We start from the raw sequence: 19,256 nt of genomic DNA on the forward strand, positions 1-19,256 counted from the left end.
AAGTAAGTGAAGAAGAAAGTTAATCCATCTATTTTAGTAATTGGCTACGGAAATGAATTACGTAGTGATGACGTTGTTGGCAAACAATTAGCTGATATTATTGCAACTTGGAAAAATCCTTGTTTACGTTCGTTGCCTGTACATCAACTCACGCCTGAATTAGCTGAAGAATTAGCAAATGTTGATATTGCTATTTTTATAGATGCTTATCCAGCTATAGATGCAAAGGAAGTAGAAATAATACCTCTAGAAATAACTACTAGCTTAACATTAGGACACATTTGTGACCCTCCAGTACTATTAGCGATCGCATATGCTATTTATGGCTACTACCCCCAAGCTTGGTTAGTTAAAGTTCCAGCAGAGAATTTTGAAATAGGCGATCGCATTTCACCTTTTGCTAGAGAAAGTATGAAGCAAGCTTTAGCAGAAATAAATAAATTATTAAATTTAAAACAGTAGGTAGTTAATTAAATATTATTTCACTTTTCTTGTAAATACTTAATATTTATAGTAATTATTTTTAATAAAATTGTTGTAGAAATAGTAGTAGCGATCGCGCTTATTAGTTTAGCTCAATCTCCTCACAAATTCCTCAAACTTTTGTCGTAACTTAGGGTTAGAGGTAGATTAGCGGTGTAACGCAATGAAAGCGAAAATCTTTGCAACTATAGATGGTAACGAAGCTGTTGCCAGAGTTGCATATAAACTCAATGAAGTTATCGCTATTTATCCCATTACTCCTTCTTCTGTGATGAGTGAATGGGCAGACACCTGGACAGCAGAAAAAAAAGCAAATCTCTGGGGTACTGTACCTACTGTTATAGAAATGCAGAGTGAAGCGGGTGTCGCTGGTGCAATCCACGGTGCTTTACAAACAGGTTCTCTGGCTACAACATTTACTGCATCTCAGGGATTATTATTAATGATCCCAAATATGTATAAAATTGCCGGAGAGCTAACGCCTACAGTATTTCATATTGCGTCGCGATCGCTAGCTGCTCAGGCTCTCTCTATTTTCGGCGATCATAGTGATGTGATGGCAGCGCGTGCCACTGGTTTTGCAATGCTTTGTGCTGCTTCGGTACAAGAAGCACATGATTTTGCTTTAATTGCTACTGCTGCGACTTTAAAATCCCGCATACCTTTTGTACATTTCTTTGATGGCTTTCGCACTTCTCACGAAATATCTAAAGTGGAATTATTATCAGATGATGATTTGCGATCGCTAATTGATGAAAACTTAATTTTAGAACATCGTTATCGAGCCTTATCCCCAGATCATCCAGTTATTCGAGGAACAGCACAAAATCCTGACGTATATTTTCAAGCGCGCGAAAGTTTGAATTCTTACTACGCAGCTTGTCCAACAATTGTGCAACAGGTAATGGATAAATTTGCTCAATTAGTAGGCAGGCAATATCAATTATTTGAATATTATGGCGCACCTGATGCTGAGAGAGTCATAGTTTTGATGGGTTCTGGTTGTGAAGCTGTACAGGAAACCGTTGATTATCTCAATAATTGCGGTGAAAAAGTTGGTGTCGTAAAAGTTAGATTATATCGGCCATTTGATACTGAAAAGTTTATTGCGGCTTTACCATCCACTGTCCACGCGATCGCTGTTTTAGATCGTACTAAAGAACCAGGCAGTACAGGTGAACCTCTTTATTTGGATGTGGTTAATGCTATTTACGAATTACAGTCTAAATCGACTAAAAATTTGACAAATCTCAAATCTATTGTTGGCGGACGCTATGGTTTATCTTCTAAAGAATTCACGCCAGCAATGATTAAAGCTGTATTTGATAATTTAGGGCAAAGTGAGCCGAAAAATTATTTCACAGTCGGTATTAATGACGATGTTACACATACTAGTCTGACTTACGATCCTGATTTTTCTATTGAATCAGATAATGTCATTCGCTCGATATTTTATGGGCTAGGTGCTGATGGTACTGTAGGAGCAAATAAGAATTCTATTAAAATTATTGGTGAAGAAACAGATAACTATGCCCAAGGCTATTTCGTTTACGATTCTAAAAAATCAGGTTCAGTTACTATTTCTCATTTACGCTTTGGTTCCCAACCTATTCATTCTACCTACCTAATCAATCAAGCTAACTTTGTTGCTTGCCATCAATCACCTTTTTTGGAACGATTTGATATGTTAGATCATATTGTTCCAAACGGAATATTTTTACTGAACACTGCTTATACTTCAGAACAAATTTGGGAACATCTGCCGAAAACAGTTCAATGTCAGATTATAGATAAACAAGTCAAATTTTATGTGATTAACGCCTATAAAGTAGCGCGAGAAAGTGGGTTGGGCGGACACATTAATACAGTGATGCAAGTTTGCTTCTTTGCTTTATCTGGCGTTTTACCAAAAGAAGAAGCGATCGCTAAAATCAAACAATCAATCGTCAAAACTTACAGTAATAAAGGCGATGAAATTGTGCAAATGAATCTGTTTGCGGTTGACCATACGTTAGCAAATCTCTATGAAGTAGCAACTAGTGATCGCACTATTAACAGCGACATAGAACAGCTTTTACCTGTACCAGAAAATGCACCTCAATTTGTGCAACAAGTTTTAGGTAAAATGATTTCTGGTTGTGGAGATGAGTTACCTGTCAGTGCCTTACCAGTGGATGGTACATACCCTACAGGTACGTCTAAATGGGAAAAACGTAATATTGCTCAAGAAATTCCAGTTTGGGAACCAGATATCTGCGTACAGTGTGGTAAATGTGTCATGGTTTGTCCCCATGCTGTAATTAGAGGTAAAGCTTACGAAGCAGAATATTTAGAAACAGCACCAGCTACTTTTAAAGCGAGTGATGCACGCGACCACGATTGGACTAATTTAAAGTATACGATTCAAATATCACCAGAAGATTGTACAGGCTGTGGCATTTGTGTAGATGTTTGTCCAGCAAGAAATAAATCAATTCCTGCCCAAAAAGCAATCAATATGCAACCGCAACCACCTCTGCGGGAACAAGAAACAGAAAATTGGGATTTCTTCTTAAACATTCCGCCTTTAGACAGGAGAAATTTAAAACTGACAACTATTCGCCAACAGCAACAACAAGAACCCTTATTTGAATTTTCTGGTGCTTGTGCAGGTTGTGGTGAAACACCTTATGTAAAATTAGTGAGTCAACTATTTGGCGATCGCGCTATTATCGCTAATGCTACTGGTTGTTCTTCGATTTATGGCGGTAACTTACCTACTACACCTTGGACTCACAATGCTGAAGGACGAGGCCCTGCTTGGTCTAATTCTTTATTTGAAGATAACGCCGAATTTGGTTTAGGTTTTCGAGTATCCATCGACCAACAAATAGAATTTGCTACTCAGTTACTTAACCAACTAGCATCCTTAGTAGGAGAAGAATTAGCTAATAGCATTTTAAACGCACCGCAAACCGATGAAGCTGATATTTACGAGCAGCGTACTCGTATAGTTTTACTGAAACAAAAGTTAACAGCTTTATTAGATAATAACCAACAATTACAAGTTACCAATCAAATTAAACAACTGCTCAGTTTAGCTGACTATTTAGTGAAAAAGAGTGTCTGGATAATTGGTGGTGATGGCTGGGCTTATGATATTGGTTTTGGTGGATTAGATCACGTTTTAGCAAGTGGTCTAAACGTGAATATTTTGGTACTAGATACAGAAGTTTATTCTAATACTGGCGGACAAAAATCTAAAGCAACTCCGCGTGCGGCTGTAGCGAAATTTGCCGCATCCGGTAAATCTGCACCGAAAAAAGATTTAGGTTTAATTGCTATGACTTACGGCAATGTTTACGTTGCTAGTGTAGCGATGGGTGCGAAAGACGAACATACTCTCAAAGCATTCTTAGAAGCAGAAGCTTATTCAGGTCCATCTCTAATTATTGCCTACAGTCATTGTATTGCTCACGGCATTAACATGAGTACCGCCATGCAAAATCAAAAAGCAGCTGTAGATTCAGGTCAATGGCTACTGTATCGCTATCATCCTGAACGCATTCAACAAGGAGAAAACCCATTACAGCTTGATTCTCATACTCCTAAAATACCAATTGAAAAATATATGTATTTAGAAAATCGCTTTAAAATGTTAACAAAAAGCGATCCAGAAATAGCAAAGCAACTACTACAAGTTGCACAACAGGATGTAAATACTCGTTGGCAACTGTATCAATATTTGGCTTCAAAACCAATACAGACATCGCTTATTCAAAATAGCGATCGCATCAATTCTCCAGAGATAGTTAATGTTTTGAAATTGTAATTATATGCATACCATGCACCTATATATAGCAAGCCTAAATCAGTTACAAACAAATCTATTTTACCTTCTTTTCTATTGCCTATTGCCTACTGACTATTGCCTGACTACACAAGTCTGTTCAGTAATCAAACCGGATTTTTATATTAGGTAGGTTTTTATGAATTTAACAACAAATTACATGGGATTACAACTGCGATCGCCTTTAGTCCCTTCCGCCGCCGCACCTCTCTCAGAAGACATTCATAACGTGAAGCGTATGGAAGATGCAGGCGCAGGTGCAGTAGTTTTACATTCCTTATTTGAGGAACAAATTCGTCAAGATAAATCTGACTTGCATTATTATTTAACACAAGGAACAGAAAGTTATCCAGAAGCAATTACTTATTTTCCCGCAGCTAACATTTTCCATGTAGGGCCTCAGGAATATCTCAACCATATTCGTCAGGCAAAAGAAATGGTAGATATTCCGATTATCGCCAGTCTCAACGGTCTTACCCTAGGTGGTTGGCTTGACTATGCCAAACAAATAGAGCAAGCAGGAGCAGATGCCTTAGAATTAAATATTTATTATCTGCCTACAGATATAGAATTGACTGGATCTGAAGTAGAACAAAACTATATTAATATCGTTTCTACAGTCAGATCGGCAGTTAGTATTCCGATTGCTGTTAAACTTAGCCCTTATTTCAGCAACATGGCGAATATGGCTAAGTTGTTAGCTGAAGCTGGTGCTAATGGTTTGGTACTGTTCAATCGCTTTTACCAACCAGATATTAACTTAACAACTTTAGAGGTTGAACCAAATGTGGTTTTAAGTACCTCCCAAGCTATGCGTTTACCGTTACATTGGATTGCAATTCTTTATAGTCGCATCAATAATGTCAGCTTTGCTGCCACTAGCGGTATCTATACAGCAATTGATGTTTTGAAAATGCTAATGGTAGGTGCTGATGTGACGATGCTGTGTTCTGTTTTATTGCAGTATGGCATTGAACATATGCGTGTCATTGAAACAGCAATGCGCCAATGGATGGAGAGAAATGAATATGAATCTATTCAACAAATGCGAGGCAGTATGAGCCAGCAAAACTGTCCTAATCCTACAGCTTTTGAGCGAGTTCAGTATATGCGATCGCTGCAAACCTACATACCAGAATCGCAACGAATCTCCGAACCAACACACTTTTTCGGTTAGCTATAAAAATTATGCAAAAACACAATAGGATAGGTATCTTAACAAGCGGTGGAGATTGCCCTGGATTGAATACTGTGATTCGTTCCGTCGTCAGCCATGCCACACTTACTTATGGTTGGGAAGTATTAGGTATTCCTTATGCTACGCAAGGCTTACTTGAGCGTAAGGCCAGCCACTTAAATATGCATGGTTTAGATGTACATGGTATCGATCCATTATTAAGTATGGGTGGCACTATTTTAGGTACTATTAATCGCGGTGATACTTTAACCCATGCCGATGAACTTAATGCTGGTTATCAAGCATTAGAACTAGATGCACTAATTGCCATTGGTGGAGATGGCAGTCTCAATATTCTGCATCAGCTTGCTTGCCAAGGAAATTGGAATTTAGTTGGGATTCCGAAAACCATCGATAATGACGTAGCCTTAACAGAACGAGCAATTGGCTTTGATACTGCTGTCAATACGATTACTGATGCACTAAACCGTTTAACTTATACCGCCGCAAGTCACGATCGCGTTATGATTGTCGAGGTCATGGGTAGAAAAGCTGGTCATTTAGCCTTACATTCAGGTATTGCTGGCGGTGCAGATTGCATTTTAATTCCAGAAATTCCCTATTCTATTGAGGCAGTTTACCAGCAGATTAATGAATTGCGCGATCGCTGGGGAAGAAAATTTGCCATTGTCGTAGTAGCAGAAGGGATCAAACCTACTCAAACATCATCCTGTAATAATGGTGCTGGTCAGCAACCAATCTGCGGTATGGGTCAATATATAGCCGATCAACTCGCGCTTTACCCCACTAATTGGGATATCAGGGTTTCTGTGTTAGGACATATCCAAAGAGGCGGTATACCTTCAGCTTTAGACCGACTGACAGCCACAGCCTTTGGTAAAGCCGCAGTAGACTTAATCGCACAACAAAATTATGGGCAAATGGTTGCTTGGCAAAACGGTCAAGTTGTGAATGTGCCTTTAGAAGCAGTTTTACAGCAAAGTCCTATTGGAGTAGACCCACATGGTTATTTAGTAGAGACAGCACGTTCTATTGGTACTTATATAGGAGATTTCACCGCTATACCTAATAGAAGGGAAGAGTTTGTTGAAGCTTTAATTCATTAGATTTCTTTAGGACTTACGTAAAAGACCTCTCATATCTTGTCCGGTTAAAGACTTATCATTAAGGCCGCAGAGGGGCAGGGGATGAGGCAGAGGAGAAATATTTATTTGGTGAAATGGCGTAAGTTCTGTTCTTATAAAAATCGGAGAAAGGGCAAAGACTTGTTCTTACCCTTTCCCCAAATTTCTATTGGAATTCTTATGAAGCAAGAACCTCTAAATTTTTAGATTGGGGACTGGCAATTGCATTAACAGGATGCTGTACAGTCAAGACTGAACAAGAAGCATGGTGTACGACGTAATTGCTGACACTGCCTAAAAATAACTCAGCAAGGCCAGAGCGACCCCTACGCCCGATGACAATTAAGTCAAATTTGCCATCACGGGCAATTTCACAGATAGTGCGCCCAGGGCTACCTGGTTTTTGGATAAATTCAGTACTGATACCATTGGTAATCGCTTCATCTGCGAGCGATCGCAGCATCTCTAGCCCCTGATGGGCAAACTTTTCCCACTGCTTTCGCTGTATCTCCAAAACTTCGGCACTTATTCCTAGCCCCATGTAATATTCAGGACTAGATAGTAAAGAAATATCTGGGCATCCATCTTCTTGTGAAGATAGTACGTGCAATAACGTCAGGTTAGCGTGTAAAGCCGTTGCAAGGATAAGTGCCTCCTCAAATACACTCCTATTACTAATAGATGTGTCTAATGCAACCAGTATTTTATCAAACATATGAGTTTGCCTCAAAACTATTTTGCTCAAGCTTTTAGCGAGTTATGACGGGAGCGTTTGCTAATTACCTCTCGCTGACAATTATGTTTATAAGAAAATGAGTTGAGGAACTTGTGAAGGTACTGCCTTTTAACGGCATATTGAAAAGATTCTATATATTGAGACATTTGATTTTTGAAAAAAATCAAAACATTATGACCGCCTTTTTGACTGTTGCCTATTGCCTATTGCCTGTTACCTCGTTCAGTAATCAAATCTGATTCTTACACAGGGTTAGTAAGTTTATATGTCAACTACTATAAGGATGAATTACTAATCTATCTAAAATAAGTTTTTAGCAGTTAGGAAAAACAACTATTTTGTTCTAGAGTAATAAGTTATTGTTACTCAATAGCGGTATTGGTAACGAAAATGACGCGTTCTCCAAACTCAGGCAATGATCAAGAACGAGCTATACGTAGTTTAATATATCTTCTCGTAATTAGACGTATTACTCTGACGATCGCAATCATTTTACTCATTGGAATTGCCTATGGCATCTGGTGGGGAAGAAGGTATGTATATAACGATTTAGCACCGTTAGTAGAAACCAATCTTGAGCAATTGCTGGGGCGACCGATAAATTTAGGTAGAGTTGATGCGTTTTCCCTTTCTAGTCTAAGATTTAGCTCTTTATCAATACCACCAACCGCCACAGACCCAGACCAGCTAACAGCAAAAGCTGTTGACGTAAAATTCTCACTCTTACCAGTCCTTTTCTCTCGGACATTGCCATTAAATGTCACACTGGTTCAGCCCAATGTCTATATCCAGCAAGATAAAGATGGGCGTTGGGTAACAGCCCAAGTGAAATCTCAAGAGGGCAAAGGTGTTATTCAAACTCAGTTGCAATCACTGAGTCTTATTGATGGGAATGTGGAATTGTTGCCCGCGCCTGCACCTACAAGTCCAAAAGGTTCGGTAGTCATAGATAATTTTAGTGGTGTGGCTCGATTTGCACCAGATAACCAAGAGATTGGTTATGACATAAATGGGCAACTTACCAGAGGCGGTACAGTAAAAATATCTGGTGAAACGCAACCCAAAACCCAAGAAACTAATCTTAAAGTTCAAGCACAAACGTTACTTGCATCTGATGTCAGCCGATTAATTCAGTTACCCATTGTTTTACAAGCAGGTCGCGTAAATGCAGATTTAGCAGTCAAAATTCCGCCTAAACTGTCAGATATAGCCATTACCGGAACAGCTTTTGCCAATGGGGTTACGGCTCAAATTCAAAATGTTCCCCAACGGTTTTCTAATTCTAATGGTCAATTAATATTTCAAGGTGAGGCGATCGCTTTAAATAATCTCACGACAAACTTTGGTAAAGTTCCTTTAGTAGCCAATGGTGAAGTTAATCTTAAAAAAGGTTTTAACCTAGCGGCTCAAATCAAATCAGTCACGGCTAAAAATCTATTAGACACTTTTAGAGTCAAGTCACCAGTCGTCGCTACTGGCGCAGTCCAAGCCAACGTTAAAGTTCAAGGTTCCCTGCAACAGCCAGTCCTCAACATTACAGCCAAAAACATCACACCTATTCAAGTTGACCGTTTACAATTCCAAGCTGTCAATACTGACTTTCGCGTGGGGGTATCTAAAGCTGGAACTCAACTTGCAGTCTCAAATTTAAGGCTAGTCCCCACAGCAGGCGGTCAAATCACAGGCGGCGGTCAAGCTACACTAGGGAATCAAGCAAAATTTAATGTGGCAGTTGAGGGTGTATCTGGGGATGTACTAGCCCGCACCTACGGCTTTACGCCGCCAATTAATATTGGCAATATCTCAGCTAAGGCAGAAATTACTGGTGCTATTGGCAAACAGCCTTTAGCAATGAATATTTCTAGTGTGCAAGTGCGACCGCCAGCCGGAGGGCAAATTTTAGCGAGTGGTCAACTTCAACTTGCACCCCAAGGCAATGTGTTGTTGAATGTGCAAGCTCAAAATTTACCAGGAGATGCGATCGCCAAAACAAACAACAATTCATCTACAATCAAAGTGGGCATCGTATCTGCAAACGCAAAAGTTACTGGCTCTCTTGGTAATCTGCGAACAGTCGCGCAAATACAAGCACCTGCTGCTACCTATCCCACCACCGGGCAAGTTGTCATTGCTCAACAAGGAAATAATATCGTCTTCCCGAATGCTGTTTTGAATGTGGCAGGCGGTAAAATCACAGCCAGTGGTCGAGTTGCACAGCAACGTTGGCAAGCTTCTGTGAATGCCCAACAGTTGCAATTGAACCGTTTTGGTCAAATTCCGCCCCAATTCCAGGGAGTTTTACGCAATGCAGCGTTGAATTTGTCAGGAAGCACTACTTCTTTTCAACCTACGACTATTCAAGCTTCAGGACAGGCAAACTTGAATGTGGCAGGGGGTAGAGTTAACCTCAGAGATATTAGTTTGAATTCTGGTCGTTGGCAACTGCTTGCCAACGCTGAGGGAATTCCACTCAATCGTTTTTCGCCACAACTAAGAGGAAGACTTAGTAGTAATGTACAGGTGGCTGGAACTACCGCATCTTTCCAACTTGCAGATATTCGTGCGGCTGGGCAAATTCGCGCATCGCAAGGGGTAGCGCAGTTAGCACAGCCCTTGACAGCCCAATTTCAGTGGAATGGACAGCAAATTATTGTTCAGCGTGCGACTACTCCCGGAATTAGTGCTAATGGTGCGATCGCTGTACAATTACCCCAAAAAGGTACACCGCAAATTGCTGGCTTTAATTTAAATGTCACAGCCCAGAATTTCAATCTGCAAAACACTGGTTTTAAAATCCCTGGAGACACTCAACTAGCCGGGTTACTAGATTTTAATGGCCGAATTACAGGCACTCCTGATACACCGCAAGCCAATGGTAATATCCGCCTAGAGAATTTCGAGGTAAGTAACTTAACATTTGACCCGCTTTTAACAGGGAATGTCAATTTTCAAGGCGGCCAGGGAGCAAGTCTGCAATTGGCTGGCACACAAGATAGGATAGCAGTTAATTTAAATGCAAATTATCGCCCAACCTCATTTTTAGTTAAGCGTGATGAGGCTGTCACTACAGGCAGAACCGAGGGAGATAATTTAATTATCAATGCTCAACAGTTTCCGATCGCTCTTGTGAGTAGTTTTGTACCTAATAATAGATTGAAACCTTTGGCAGGGCAACTCTCAGGCAATTTAGTGGTTAATTTAAATAATTATGCCGTGAATGGTGATGTAGCGATCGCTGGGCCGCGTGTTGCCAGAGTTTCCGCCGATGAATTTCGCGGTAATATCAACTATGCTGACGGCACTGCTAGCTTAAGTAACGGTCTATTGCGCTTAGGAGACAGCAACATTGCCCTCAGTGGTAGTTTACAAACTGGAAACGACCCTAAATTTGCAGTCCAAGCTAACTTAAATCAAACTAAAGTAGAAAGAATCTTACAAGCTCTTAATATATTTGACTTTAGCGATTTGAGTAGTGGGTTAGAAGCCCCAACATTGGCTGGTGCAGAGGTACTTGACACGACACCTCGGAGATTGCCCAATGCAGATTTAAAAACGCAGTTAGCATATTTTTCTAAACAAACAGATGCGTTCGCCCAACAACAGCGACAAGAACAAAAACAAGCACCTAATTTACCTACCCTGGCAGAATTAACTGGTGCTTTGAGTGGTGTAGTTACAGCCAGTGGTTCCTTGAAGACGGGGTTAAATGCTGGCTTTAATCTTCAAGGTGCGAACTGGCAATGGGGTGAATATTCCATTAATCAAGTCGTTGCTAATGGTAACTTTGCCGATGGTGTTGTTACACTATCGCCATTAAGTCTTGGCATAAATCAAGGCTCAGTCGCTTTTTCCGGACAATTAGGAACCGACCAACTAGCAGGACAGTTGAATGTAGCAAACTTACCCTTATCACTTTTTCAGCCCATCATAGACAGATATCCTGTAGATGTCACAGGTCAAGTAAATGCTGTAGCTAATTTGCAAGGCAGTTTAAAAGACCCCAGAGTTAATGGGCAAGTGTCGCTGGCAAATGCAACATTAAACCAACAACCTGTACAAACAGTCCAAGTAAACTTTGATTACAACGATGCTCGTGTGAACTTTGACAGTACTTTGCTGTTAACAGGGACACAACCAGTTACCATTAAAGGTAGCGTACCTGCTCCGTTGCCGTTTGTAGCAGTGCAACCCAGTAATCAAATTAACATCAACGCTAATGTCAGCAATGAAGGTCTTTCATTGTTAAACCTGCTGACCAATAATCAAGTTAGTTGGGTAGATGGTCAAGGACAGGTGAATGTCAACGTTGGCGGTACTCTTAACCAGCCAATTATTAATGGAAATGCCACACTCAATAATGCGACTTTTCGCGCTCAAGCCTTACAAGAACCACTAACTAATGTCGCAGGGACAGTGCAATTTAATGGTAGGACGGTGAATGTTGAAGGCTTTCAGGGCAATTATAATGAGGGGTTAATTACTGCTTCAGGAATTCTACCGATTTTTTCTGGGCAAACTGTATCAAATCCCCTCACAGTCTCAATAGAAAAACAACTAGATTTTGAAGTTCCAGGATTGTATAAAGGTGGTGTTAGTGGGGATGCCGTTATTCGCGGAACAGCACTCAATCCTGTAATTGGAGGAGAAATTGAACTCAAAGATGGTCAAGTCACGATTGGCAAAACTGCCACTGCTAGCTCAAAACCAGCAACCACAACAGCAAATAAAATTACCACAGTAACTTTATCAGAAGCGAATAACGCTACAACAGCTAATACTAGTACTGCAACAACAACCACAACAGCAGCTAATACTAGTACTGCAACTAGGCCTAACTTACCTGTGGAGTTTACAGATTTACGCTTGATTTTAGGCGATGACGTTAGCGTTGGTACGCAGTCCCTACTGGGTTTTGTACCGGGAGGAGCCGCATTTAGTCAACCGCTACTCAACTTCCAGGCAAAAGGTGACTTGACGATTAACGGTACATTAGCCAAGCCTCTCCCCCAAGGAACCATTCGTCTGACAGGAGGACGAGTCAACTTATTTACAACACAGTTCACCTTAGAACGCGGCTATGAACACACGGCAAAGTTTACTCCCAGCCAAGGAGGACTTGACCCGACTTTAAATGTCCGACTGCTAGCGATTGTACCTGAAGCATCGCCAACGAACAATCGAACTTTAGAATCACCTTTGTCTGGGGAAATTAGTGATGTTTCTGCTTACAACTTTGGGACTTTACGCACCGTTAGGGTTCGAGCAACGGCGACAGGTAGGGCGAGCGAATTAGCAAACAATCTCGAACTCACGAGTGAACCTGCTCGTAGCCGTGGAGAAATCATAGCTTTGCTGGGTGGTTCAATTCTGAATAATTTCGCGCAAACAGGAGATGCAGCACAAGGGCTGACTAATTTTGCCAGTTCTACTATTTTAGGTGGTTTGCAAGGAACTATTACTGCGATCGGGCAAGCTGTTGGCTTTAATGAATTTCGCATATATCCTACCCCTGCTACTAATCAAGCATCCAGGAGATCTTCAGTTCTCAATTTATCAGCAGAGGGCGTTTTTAATATCAACCGTAACTTTTCTGTCTCTTTATCACGAGCTTTCTCTAGTGATGAATCTTTACGATACAACCTACTTTATCGTCTCAATGATGAAATTCTCATACGTGGCTCAACTAATTTAGACAATGAAAGTTTATTCTTATTAAACTATGAAACTCGATTTTAACTAGAAGGCAGAAGGACGATAGTCGTTTATTTGGTGAAATGCTATCACATCTTGCACCTAGCCTCAGCGAATTCCATTCGCTCGGCTATACAAACGCACGTCCGCACTTCGACAAGCTCAGTGACCACCTGAAAGCGCGAAAAATTAAAGGTTTGAAACCCGCCTTCGCGGGTTTTGTCCGTGTAGCCGCGACTTCAGTCGCTTGGTGCAAGCTGTGAATCAACAAGTTTTTTAAAGAAAAATAACTTGATGGCTAGCCTGAGCCATAACCCTGTATAATTTTTTTCAAAATTCAAACGTAGCGACAATCCTAGATAAAACAAATAGTAATTGAACTTGACTTTCAAAATTTTAATAGGTGTTAGACTATGATTTCTCAAGATTGTGAATCAGTTGATATTGTGAACGACCTGTTGAGAAAAATCAGAATTAAAGAAAGTCAGCTAAAAATAGCTCAAGAATCTAATATGGTCTATACAGCTGAAGCATTAGAAAATCAAATCTTAGAATTACGATATAAGTTATCCCAATCGCAAGACCCTGAATTGCAAGCGTTGATGAGTTTGCTAGACGATTGATTTTTAGGTTACTGCCAAATTGAAGACTCACCTAAAACCTGAGCTACTCTATTTTTGGCGATGAATATAGATTGGCTGAGGGATTTTTGGACGTGGGTAAATCTGCTGCATTTGATCCCAAATAGAATGGAAAAGCTGTTGAGAATATGTAGGTAATTGAGCAACAATATCATAAAACATTTTTTCATAGCGATCCATCTCTGCTTCTAAAAATTTTGGAGCTTCTTGCCCATACAGTTTTACGAATAAATCATAAGTATTAAAATCTCCAGCTACGACATCACTATTGTATGAATAAATATCATCATATATTTCTGTAACAATTTCGATAGGCCACATTACATCAAAGATGGCTTTATCGTAATCTTTACCTAAGCTTTGAATTAGAAGACTGTGTAAAAGTCGATAATCAGAAGAACGTAACTCATTTATTTGAGAAATATCAGCATGAGTAAAAATTTTGGTTGTGACTAACTTGGTTTCCAGATCACATAGTTCTGCTAGTTTATTTACATAATATTTGATAGACCAATGTTCAAGATTAAGTTCTTTTACTAGTTGCAAAATAATACTTTGTTTTGCTGACCAACAAGAAGATTTCTGAAGTGGAATTTGTTGATGTTGTTCAGTCTCTACTTCAAAGTCTGCTTGATATATCAGTGCTTCTATAAATCCTAAAATTGCATAATACTGAAAAAAGTCAACTGTATTTAAATTATAAATAGGGAAATAGCATAAAGTTATATCGCGCATTATCCGTGCAGATTTACGCATATTGTAGTAAGAAATACAAGGGGATTTACTAGCAATACTGCTGTTGATTTTATTTTGATTTGTTAGGTTATTTATCATATTTATTGCTTATTTTGTTTTATATTAGTGTTTTTCCTTTTGTACTAATAGTCAACAGTATTATTAACTAGGATTGACTAAAAATTAGTTTATTGGAATAGTAATAACAAACTCAGATCCTTGCCCTGGTAGAGAATTAACCGTTAAATTTCCTTTGTGTTTTTCTACCACAATTTTATAGCTGATATATAAACCCAAGCCTGTGCCTTTACCTATAGATTTAGTAGTAAAAAATGGGTCAAATAGCTTTGAAGCTACTGTATCTGTCATCCCTAAAGCATTATCAGCAATAGTAATTGTTGCGTTCTTTTCATTTATTAACTGAGTCTTGATTAAAATCATTGGGGATTTTGAATTCAGATTTTCGTATTTAAAATTAGAATATGGGAAACCTTGTTCTGATGTAACTGAACGACTTTTTTCTTCTAGTGCATCGATCGCATTCGCAATAATATTCATAAATGCTTGATTTATTTGGCTAGGATGACACTCTATAATAGGTAAATCTTCATATTCTTTAACTACTGTAATTTTAAAATTACTCTCTATACCTTTTAAGCGATGATCTAAAATCATTAAGGTACTTTCTAAGCCTTCATGAATATTAACTGCTTTGAATTCAGCTTCATCAAGGCGAGCAAAGTTCTTCAATGAAATAACTATATCTGTAATTCTTTGGGTTCCCGATTCCATTGAACCCAGAATTTTTGTTAAGTCTGATGTTAAAAAATCCAGTTCAATATCATTGATTATTTTTGTTATTTCTGGTGATGGATTTGAATAATATTTTTGATATTCATTTATTAATTTAAATAAATCTTCTACATATCTTCTGGCATAGGTTATGTTGCCGTGAATAAAACTAACTGGGTTATTAATTTCATGAGCAATACCTGCTACCATCATGCCTAAGCTAGACATTTTTTCTGTCTGAATTAATTGAGCTTGGGTTTGCTGAAGTTCGGTAATAACTTGTTTGAGTTCAGCAGTACGTTCTTCTACACGATTTTCTAATTCGACATTATTTTGTTCTAAAATTTTAAATGCTGAGATTAGCTGTGCTGCCATTTTATTAAAAGATGAGGCAAGCATATCCAGTTCTGCAACTTTATTAGCTGGTACTTGTTGATTTAAATCTCCCGATGCGATCGCTTTACTGGCTTTGCTCAAAATTAAAATTGGCTTGCTAATCCATCTGGAAGTGTACATACCTAATAATGTTGCTGCGCCTAAGGCTAAACCACACAATAAAATAGTAGTTTGGTTATTAGCATCAATTTGCTCCATAAAATCTGATTCTGGCAATAAAACAACTACTATCCAGTCCAAAGAAAAATGATCCCGCCAGTTTGTAACATGGATAAAATAACGTTTGCCAGCAAACTCAAACTCCAATTCTTCGTGTTTTGATATTGTTTGATAATTTCTAAACTTTTGCTTTAGATAATTTGCTGTGGCTTTAATTAATGGGTCTTGGATTTCAGTATCTTTAAGTCTTTTTATTTCTTCCTTTACAGTCTGAAAATTTGGTTGTCCCAAAGAATTAGCAATTAATAACCCATTCCGTTCAATAATAAAAATTTTGTCATTAGGGCTAATATTTAAATTCCGAAGAAAATCACTAATATTTGATAAAAGTAAATCTACCCCAATCACAGCAACCAGCTTTTGGTTACGATCGTAGATGGGATAATTAGCGGAAGCTGCTACATATCCATCAAAATTCAACCCTTCACTAGCAAACCCTTCACTAGGATAAATTCGACTCCAAATTGGTTTGCCTGCTTTGACTGTATCTGCATACCAAGTATCAGTTAAGGGATTATAATTAGTGCTATACAGCAACTGGGTGCGATTTCCTTGATTATCAGTAGCGTAAGTGAAATCTTTTTGAGCATAACTTTCATTAATTAAGGCATCTTGACCTTCTTTCAAGCGTCCCGCTCCGGCTCCTTTACCTGTAGGCAGTACATAACCTATCCAACTGATATTTTTAAAAGTTTGAGCTTGTTTCCAGAAATAGTATCCAGAGCTTTTTAAATCCTGTAAGTCAAGCCTTTTCTGTTGAATGATGTCAGCATTTATTTGGTTAATTTGGTGGGGAGTTGCGAGATAGCTATCAAGATGCTGAGTTACGGCACCGCTACTTCTACGCATTACTTCACCAACTAAACTTGATACTGCTTTTTGTCCGTTTTTAAAGGAGAAATATCCTACAAGTCCTACAGCCCCAAAAATTTGGATGACAAAGGGTACAATTAGAAACAGACGTAGAGGTAGCTTGTAGGAATATCTAACATCAGTATTCTTCACGGGTTAAGTACCACTTGGCAAATCAGGATTACATCGCTGAGGTTAGTATTCCCATAATTTGTAATGGGGTATCACAAATTACTGTTATTTTCTAAAATGGCTAATTTTATAAAGGTTGCTCATATTAGAATTTCAAGTAATAAAAAAACAGCCTGTTTACACAGGCTGTTTGGTAACTTATTTAGGTAGATGCCATTTTTCTATACAGATATAGGAATCCGATTTGATTACTGAATATACTTGTGTAGTCAGGCAATAGGTAACCCAAAAGAAGGCAAGTAACAATGTCTGATTTGTTTCAAAAATCAAATACTAATCCTATAAATCGATCAATTTTTAATTTAATTTAACGGCTCAATAATAGTTCGTAAGCCATTGCTGGTGAGTGTTTTTAACATTTCATCAGCGTTAGTGCGATCGCTAAATACTCCAGCTTGCATAACTTTCCGCCCTTGCCAGATTGTGGAAAATGCACCAGGAGCAACAAATCTCACTAATTCCTGTTCTTGGTCGTTGGTTACTTCTACTATGATGCGGTAACGCACGCCTCTAACAGACTGCAAATAACTTTGATTGTAAGCAGTTGTATTAGTTTGCGGAACTGGGACTTTTTGCAGATTGCGAGTATTGCCGAGGGGAACATTGCCATCTGGAACTGGTAAAGGAGTTTCTCTAATGCTGGATGCTGGTTGGGGTATGGTTAATGCTGATGCTTGACCTTGAGTAGGTTGCACATCAGAATTGGGTGCAGCAAATTCGATGGTGTTCGGGTTAATCTGCACGTAATTTAACTGTGGTGATGCTGATTGCAAAACTGGCAGTGGTGTGACTTGAGTTTTAGGCAATGGTTGTTGTGCAGTTAAACTGCTGGGAACAGGGAATCCACCAGTGGGCGGGGTGAGTGGTTTTGGATTAGATCTAAGCGCAATAGGCTTTCTGGGTAGTTTTGCTACTGGATTGGTGGTTTTTGGTACTTCAGGGAGAGATAAAGTGATTTCTTCACGCGAAGTAGTGACAGGGATGATGTTATTAGGCGTAGCAGGTTGAGCGTTATCGGTAGGTGCAATCGGATTTTTGGGTGATGTTGTGATTTCAGGGGAAGAAAAGCTGATTTCTTCACGCGAAGTAGTGACAGGGATGATGTTATTAGATGTCGCTGGTTGAGAATTATCTTCAACAGTGGGGGCTTGAGCATTAAAATCTACTTTGCCTGCGATTTTTTCGCTAGTGAGGGTATTCCCAGGAGCTACGATCGCTTGCTTGGCAGCACTGGCATTGATATCATAGCGGGTATTATTGCGAAATTCGTTACTACCAGCCTCCGTAGCACTACCTAAGTTTGGCATCGCTTGGGCGATCGCTACTAAACCATCTTCTTTACTACCCTCAATGACATTATGCCGTAAAATCGGCTGCGCCTTCCCTTGGACTAAAATTCCTGCCCGATTATCTTTAATTTGATTACCTATGACCATAGGAGCCGCATTTTGAGTAATATTTACCCCAAAACCTGTTTCTTGAAAGATATTTTCTTGCACTTTCGCCTGAGAATTACCACTGAGGGTGATGCCGTTGGCTCCATTGCGATAAAAATAATTTTTACTAATTGTGGGATTGCCATTACCACTAACGGCCACTCCATCTTGAGTACTTCCTGTAAATGTATTTTCGGCAATTACTGGGTTGCTTGATTCAATCCACAACCCATAACCACGGAGATTCGGATTAGTGACTGTCACCCCTGTTAATCCGGCTTGGTTTGCGCCCACAATCGTGACATTCTGCCCGCCATAGCTGCGGCTAAGGTATGCACCGCCTCCTTGAATGATAATTCCACTGCCTTTGTTAGTTGTATCTCCTTGAATGGAAATACCAGCTTTTAGCATTAATGGAAACACTTCGCCTGTTTCTGTACTGTAAGTACCAGGAGCCAGCATAATAACTGTATTGCCTGTGGTAACTCGCAGAGCTTGGGTAATAGTTTTGTATGGGGTGCGATCGCTACCATTACCTGTTGTGTCATCTCCGACACTTGGGTTGACAAACACTGCATGAACCTGAGAGAGTGTTCTTTCACCCAGGGGCATTCGATCTGATATAGATGGTACCTGAGCAACGACGCTGCCGTTGATCGTCAGCAACGTTAAGCCGGTCACTCCCACACCAACCGTACAAAGCAAAGCTGAGTAACCAAAAGCTATAAGTATAGCTAAGTCCAGAGATGGATGTGGTTTATCAGAAGCTCTAAGCTTGAGTGCTAGTCTACGATGTTGACTAAACATAATGGGGGAAAACATTTTTACAAGACTCCTGGAAAGAACAATAAAGTCTTATACCCTTAGACACTGATATGTCGATAATGTTACCCACAATATTGACCTATTGGCTATTTTAAAGACAAAGTAAT

At 39.4% G+C, this 19,256-nt stretch carries 10 protein-coding genes; 6 read left to right on the forward strand and 4 right to left on the reverse strand.

Going from position 1 to position 19,256, the window contains the following annotated elements:
• Positions 1-6: 6 nt before the first annotated feature.
• The 4 genes from H6G76_RS01000 (at position 7) to H6G76_RS01015 (ending at position 6,616) form a co-directional block, all read left to right on the forward strand.
• Positions 7-462 carry a hydrogenase maturation protease gene (locus tag H6G76_RS01000; protein WP_190694348.1) on the forward strand — a complete coding sequence of 152 codons (456 nt, stop codon included), beginning with the start codon at positions 7-9 and terminating at the stop codon, positions 460-462.
• A 184-nt stretch (positions 463-646) separates the two neighbouring features.
• The gene (nifJ, locus tag H6G76_RS01005) at positions 647-4,294 is read left to right on the forward strand and encodes a pyruvate:ferredoxin (flavodoxin) oxidoreductase (protein WP_190694350.1); all 3,648 of its coding nucleotides are present in this window, start codon (positions 647-649) and stop codon (positions 4,292-4,294) included.
• Positions 4,295-4,451: 157 nt separating this feature from the next.
• Positions 4,452-5,489 (forward strand): dihydroorotate dehydrogenase-like protein, encoded by a 1,038-nt coding sequence (locus H6G76_RS01010; protein ID WP_190694352.1) that lies wholly within the window; start codon positions 4,452-4,454, stop codon positions 5,487-5,489.
• An 11-nt stretch (positions 5,490-5,500) separates the two neighbouring features.
• Entirely contained in the window at positions 5,501-6,616 is a 1,116-nt protein-coding gene (locus tag H6G76_RS01015) for an ATP-dependent 6-phosphofructokinase (protein WP_190694353.1), read from the forward strand.
• Between the two features lie 196 nt (positions 6,617-6,812).
• Here the strand turns inward: H6G76_RS01015 and H6G76_RS01020 are convergent, their stop codons facing one another.
• Complete coding sequence (locus tag H6G76_RS01020; RefSeq protein ID WP_190694356.1) at positions 6,813-7,349, reverse strand: universal stress protein; 537 nt, start codon at positions 7,347-7,349, stop codon at positions 6,813-6,815.
• Between the two features lie 411 nt (positions 7,350-7,760).
• Between H6G76_RS01020 and H6G76_RS01025 the strand changes: the two genes are divergently transcribed.
• Entirely contained in the window at positions 7,761-13,106 is a 5,346-nt protein-coding gene (locus tag H6G76_RS01025) for a translocation/assembly module TamB domain-containing protein (protein ID WP_190694363.1), read from the forward strand.
• A 368-nt stretch (positions 13,107-13,474) separates the two neighbouring features.
• Positions 13,475-13,684 carry a hypothetical protein gene (locus H6G76_RS01030; RefSeq protein WP_190694365.1) on the forward strand — a complete coding sequence of 70 codons (210 nt, stop codon included), beginning with the start codon at positions 13,475-13,477 and terminating at the stop codon, positions 13,682-13,684.
• A gap of 48 nt (positions 13,685-13,732) precedes the next feature.
• Here the strand turns inward: H6G76_RS01030 and H6G76_RS01035 are convergent, their stop codons facing one another.
• The 3 genes from H6G76_RS01035 to H6G76_RS01045 all read right to left on the reverse strand — a co-directional run bounded on the left by H6G76_RS01035 (position 13,733) and on the right by H6G76_RS01045 (position 19,146).
• Positions 13,733-14,536, reverse strand: coding sequence for a hypothetical protein (locus tag H6G76_RS01035; RefSeq protein ID WP_190694367.1), 804 nt, complete (start codon positions 14,534-14,536; stop codon positions 13,733-13,735).
• An 84-nt stretch (positions 14,537-14,620) separates the two neighbouring features.
• On the reverse strand, positions 14,621-16,849 hold the full coding sequence (locus H6G76_RS01040) for an ATP-binding protein (protein ID WP_190694369.1): 2,229 nt from the start codon (positions 16,847-16,849) through the stop codon (positions 14,621-14,623).
• Positions 16,850-17,190: 341 nt separating this feature from the next.
• Entirely contained in the window at positions 17,191-19,146 is a 1,956-nt protein-coding gene (locus tag H6G76_RS01045; protein ID WP_242056278.1) for a DUF1565 domain-containing protein, read from the reverse strand.
• Between the last annotated feature and the right edge of the window lie 110 nt (positions 19,147-19,256).

Source organism: Nostoc sp. FACHB-152, from assembly GCF_014697475.1.
GTDB lineage: Bacteria > Cyanobacteriota > Cyanobacteriia > Cyanobacteriales > Nostocaceae > Nostoc_B.

What these genes read in the sequence shown, in the direction of transcription:
- nifJ (WP_190694350.1), top strand. Translation starts at nt 647, where the DNA reads ATGAAAGCGAAAATCTTTGCAACTATAGATGGTAACGAAGCTGTTGCC.
- H6G76_RS01010 (WP_190694352.1), top strand. Translation starts at nt 4,452, where the DNA reads ATGAATTTAACAACAAATTACATGGGATTACAACTGCGATCGCCTTTA.
- H6G76_RS01015 (WP_190694353.1), top strand. Translation starts at nt 5,501, where the DNA reads ATGCAAAAACACAATAGGATAGGTATCTTAACAAGCGGTGGAGATTGC.
- H6G76_RS01020 (WP_190694356.1), bottom strand. Translation starts at nt 7,349, where the DNA reads ATGTTTGATAAAATACTGGTTGCATTAGACACATCTATTAGTAATAGG.
- H6G76_RS01025 (WP_190694363.1), top strand. Translation starts at nt 7,761, where the DNA reads ATGACGCGTTCTCCAAACTCAGGCAATGATCAAGAACGAGCTATACGT.
- H6G76_RS01030 (WP_190694365.1), top strand. Translation starts at nt 13,475, where the DNA reads ATGATTTCTCAAGATTGTGAATCAGTTGATATTGTGAACGACCTGTTG.
- H6G76_RS01035 (WP_190694367.1), bottom strand. Translation starts at nt 14,536, where the DNA reads ATGATAAATAACCTAACAAATCAAAATAAAATCAACAGCAGTATTGCT.
- H6G76_RS01045 (WP_242056278.1), bottom strand. Translation starts at nt 19,146, where the DNA reads ATGTTTTCCCCCATTATGTTTAGTCAACATCGTAGACTAGCACTCAAG.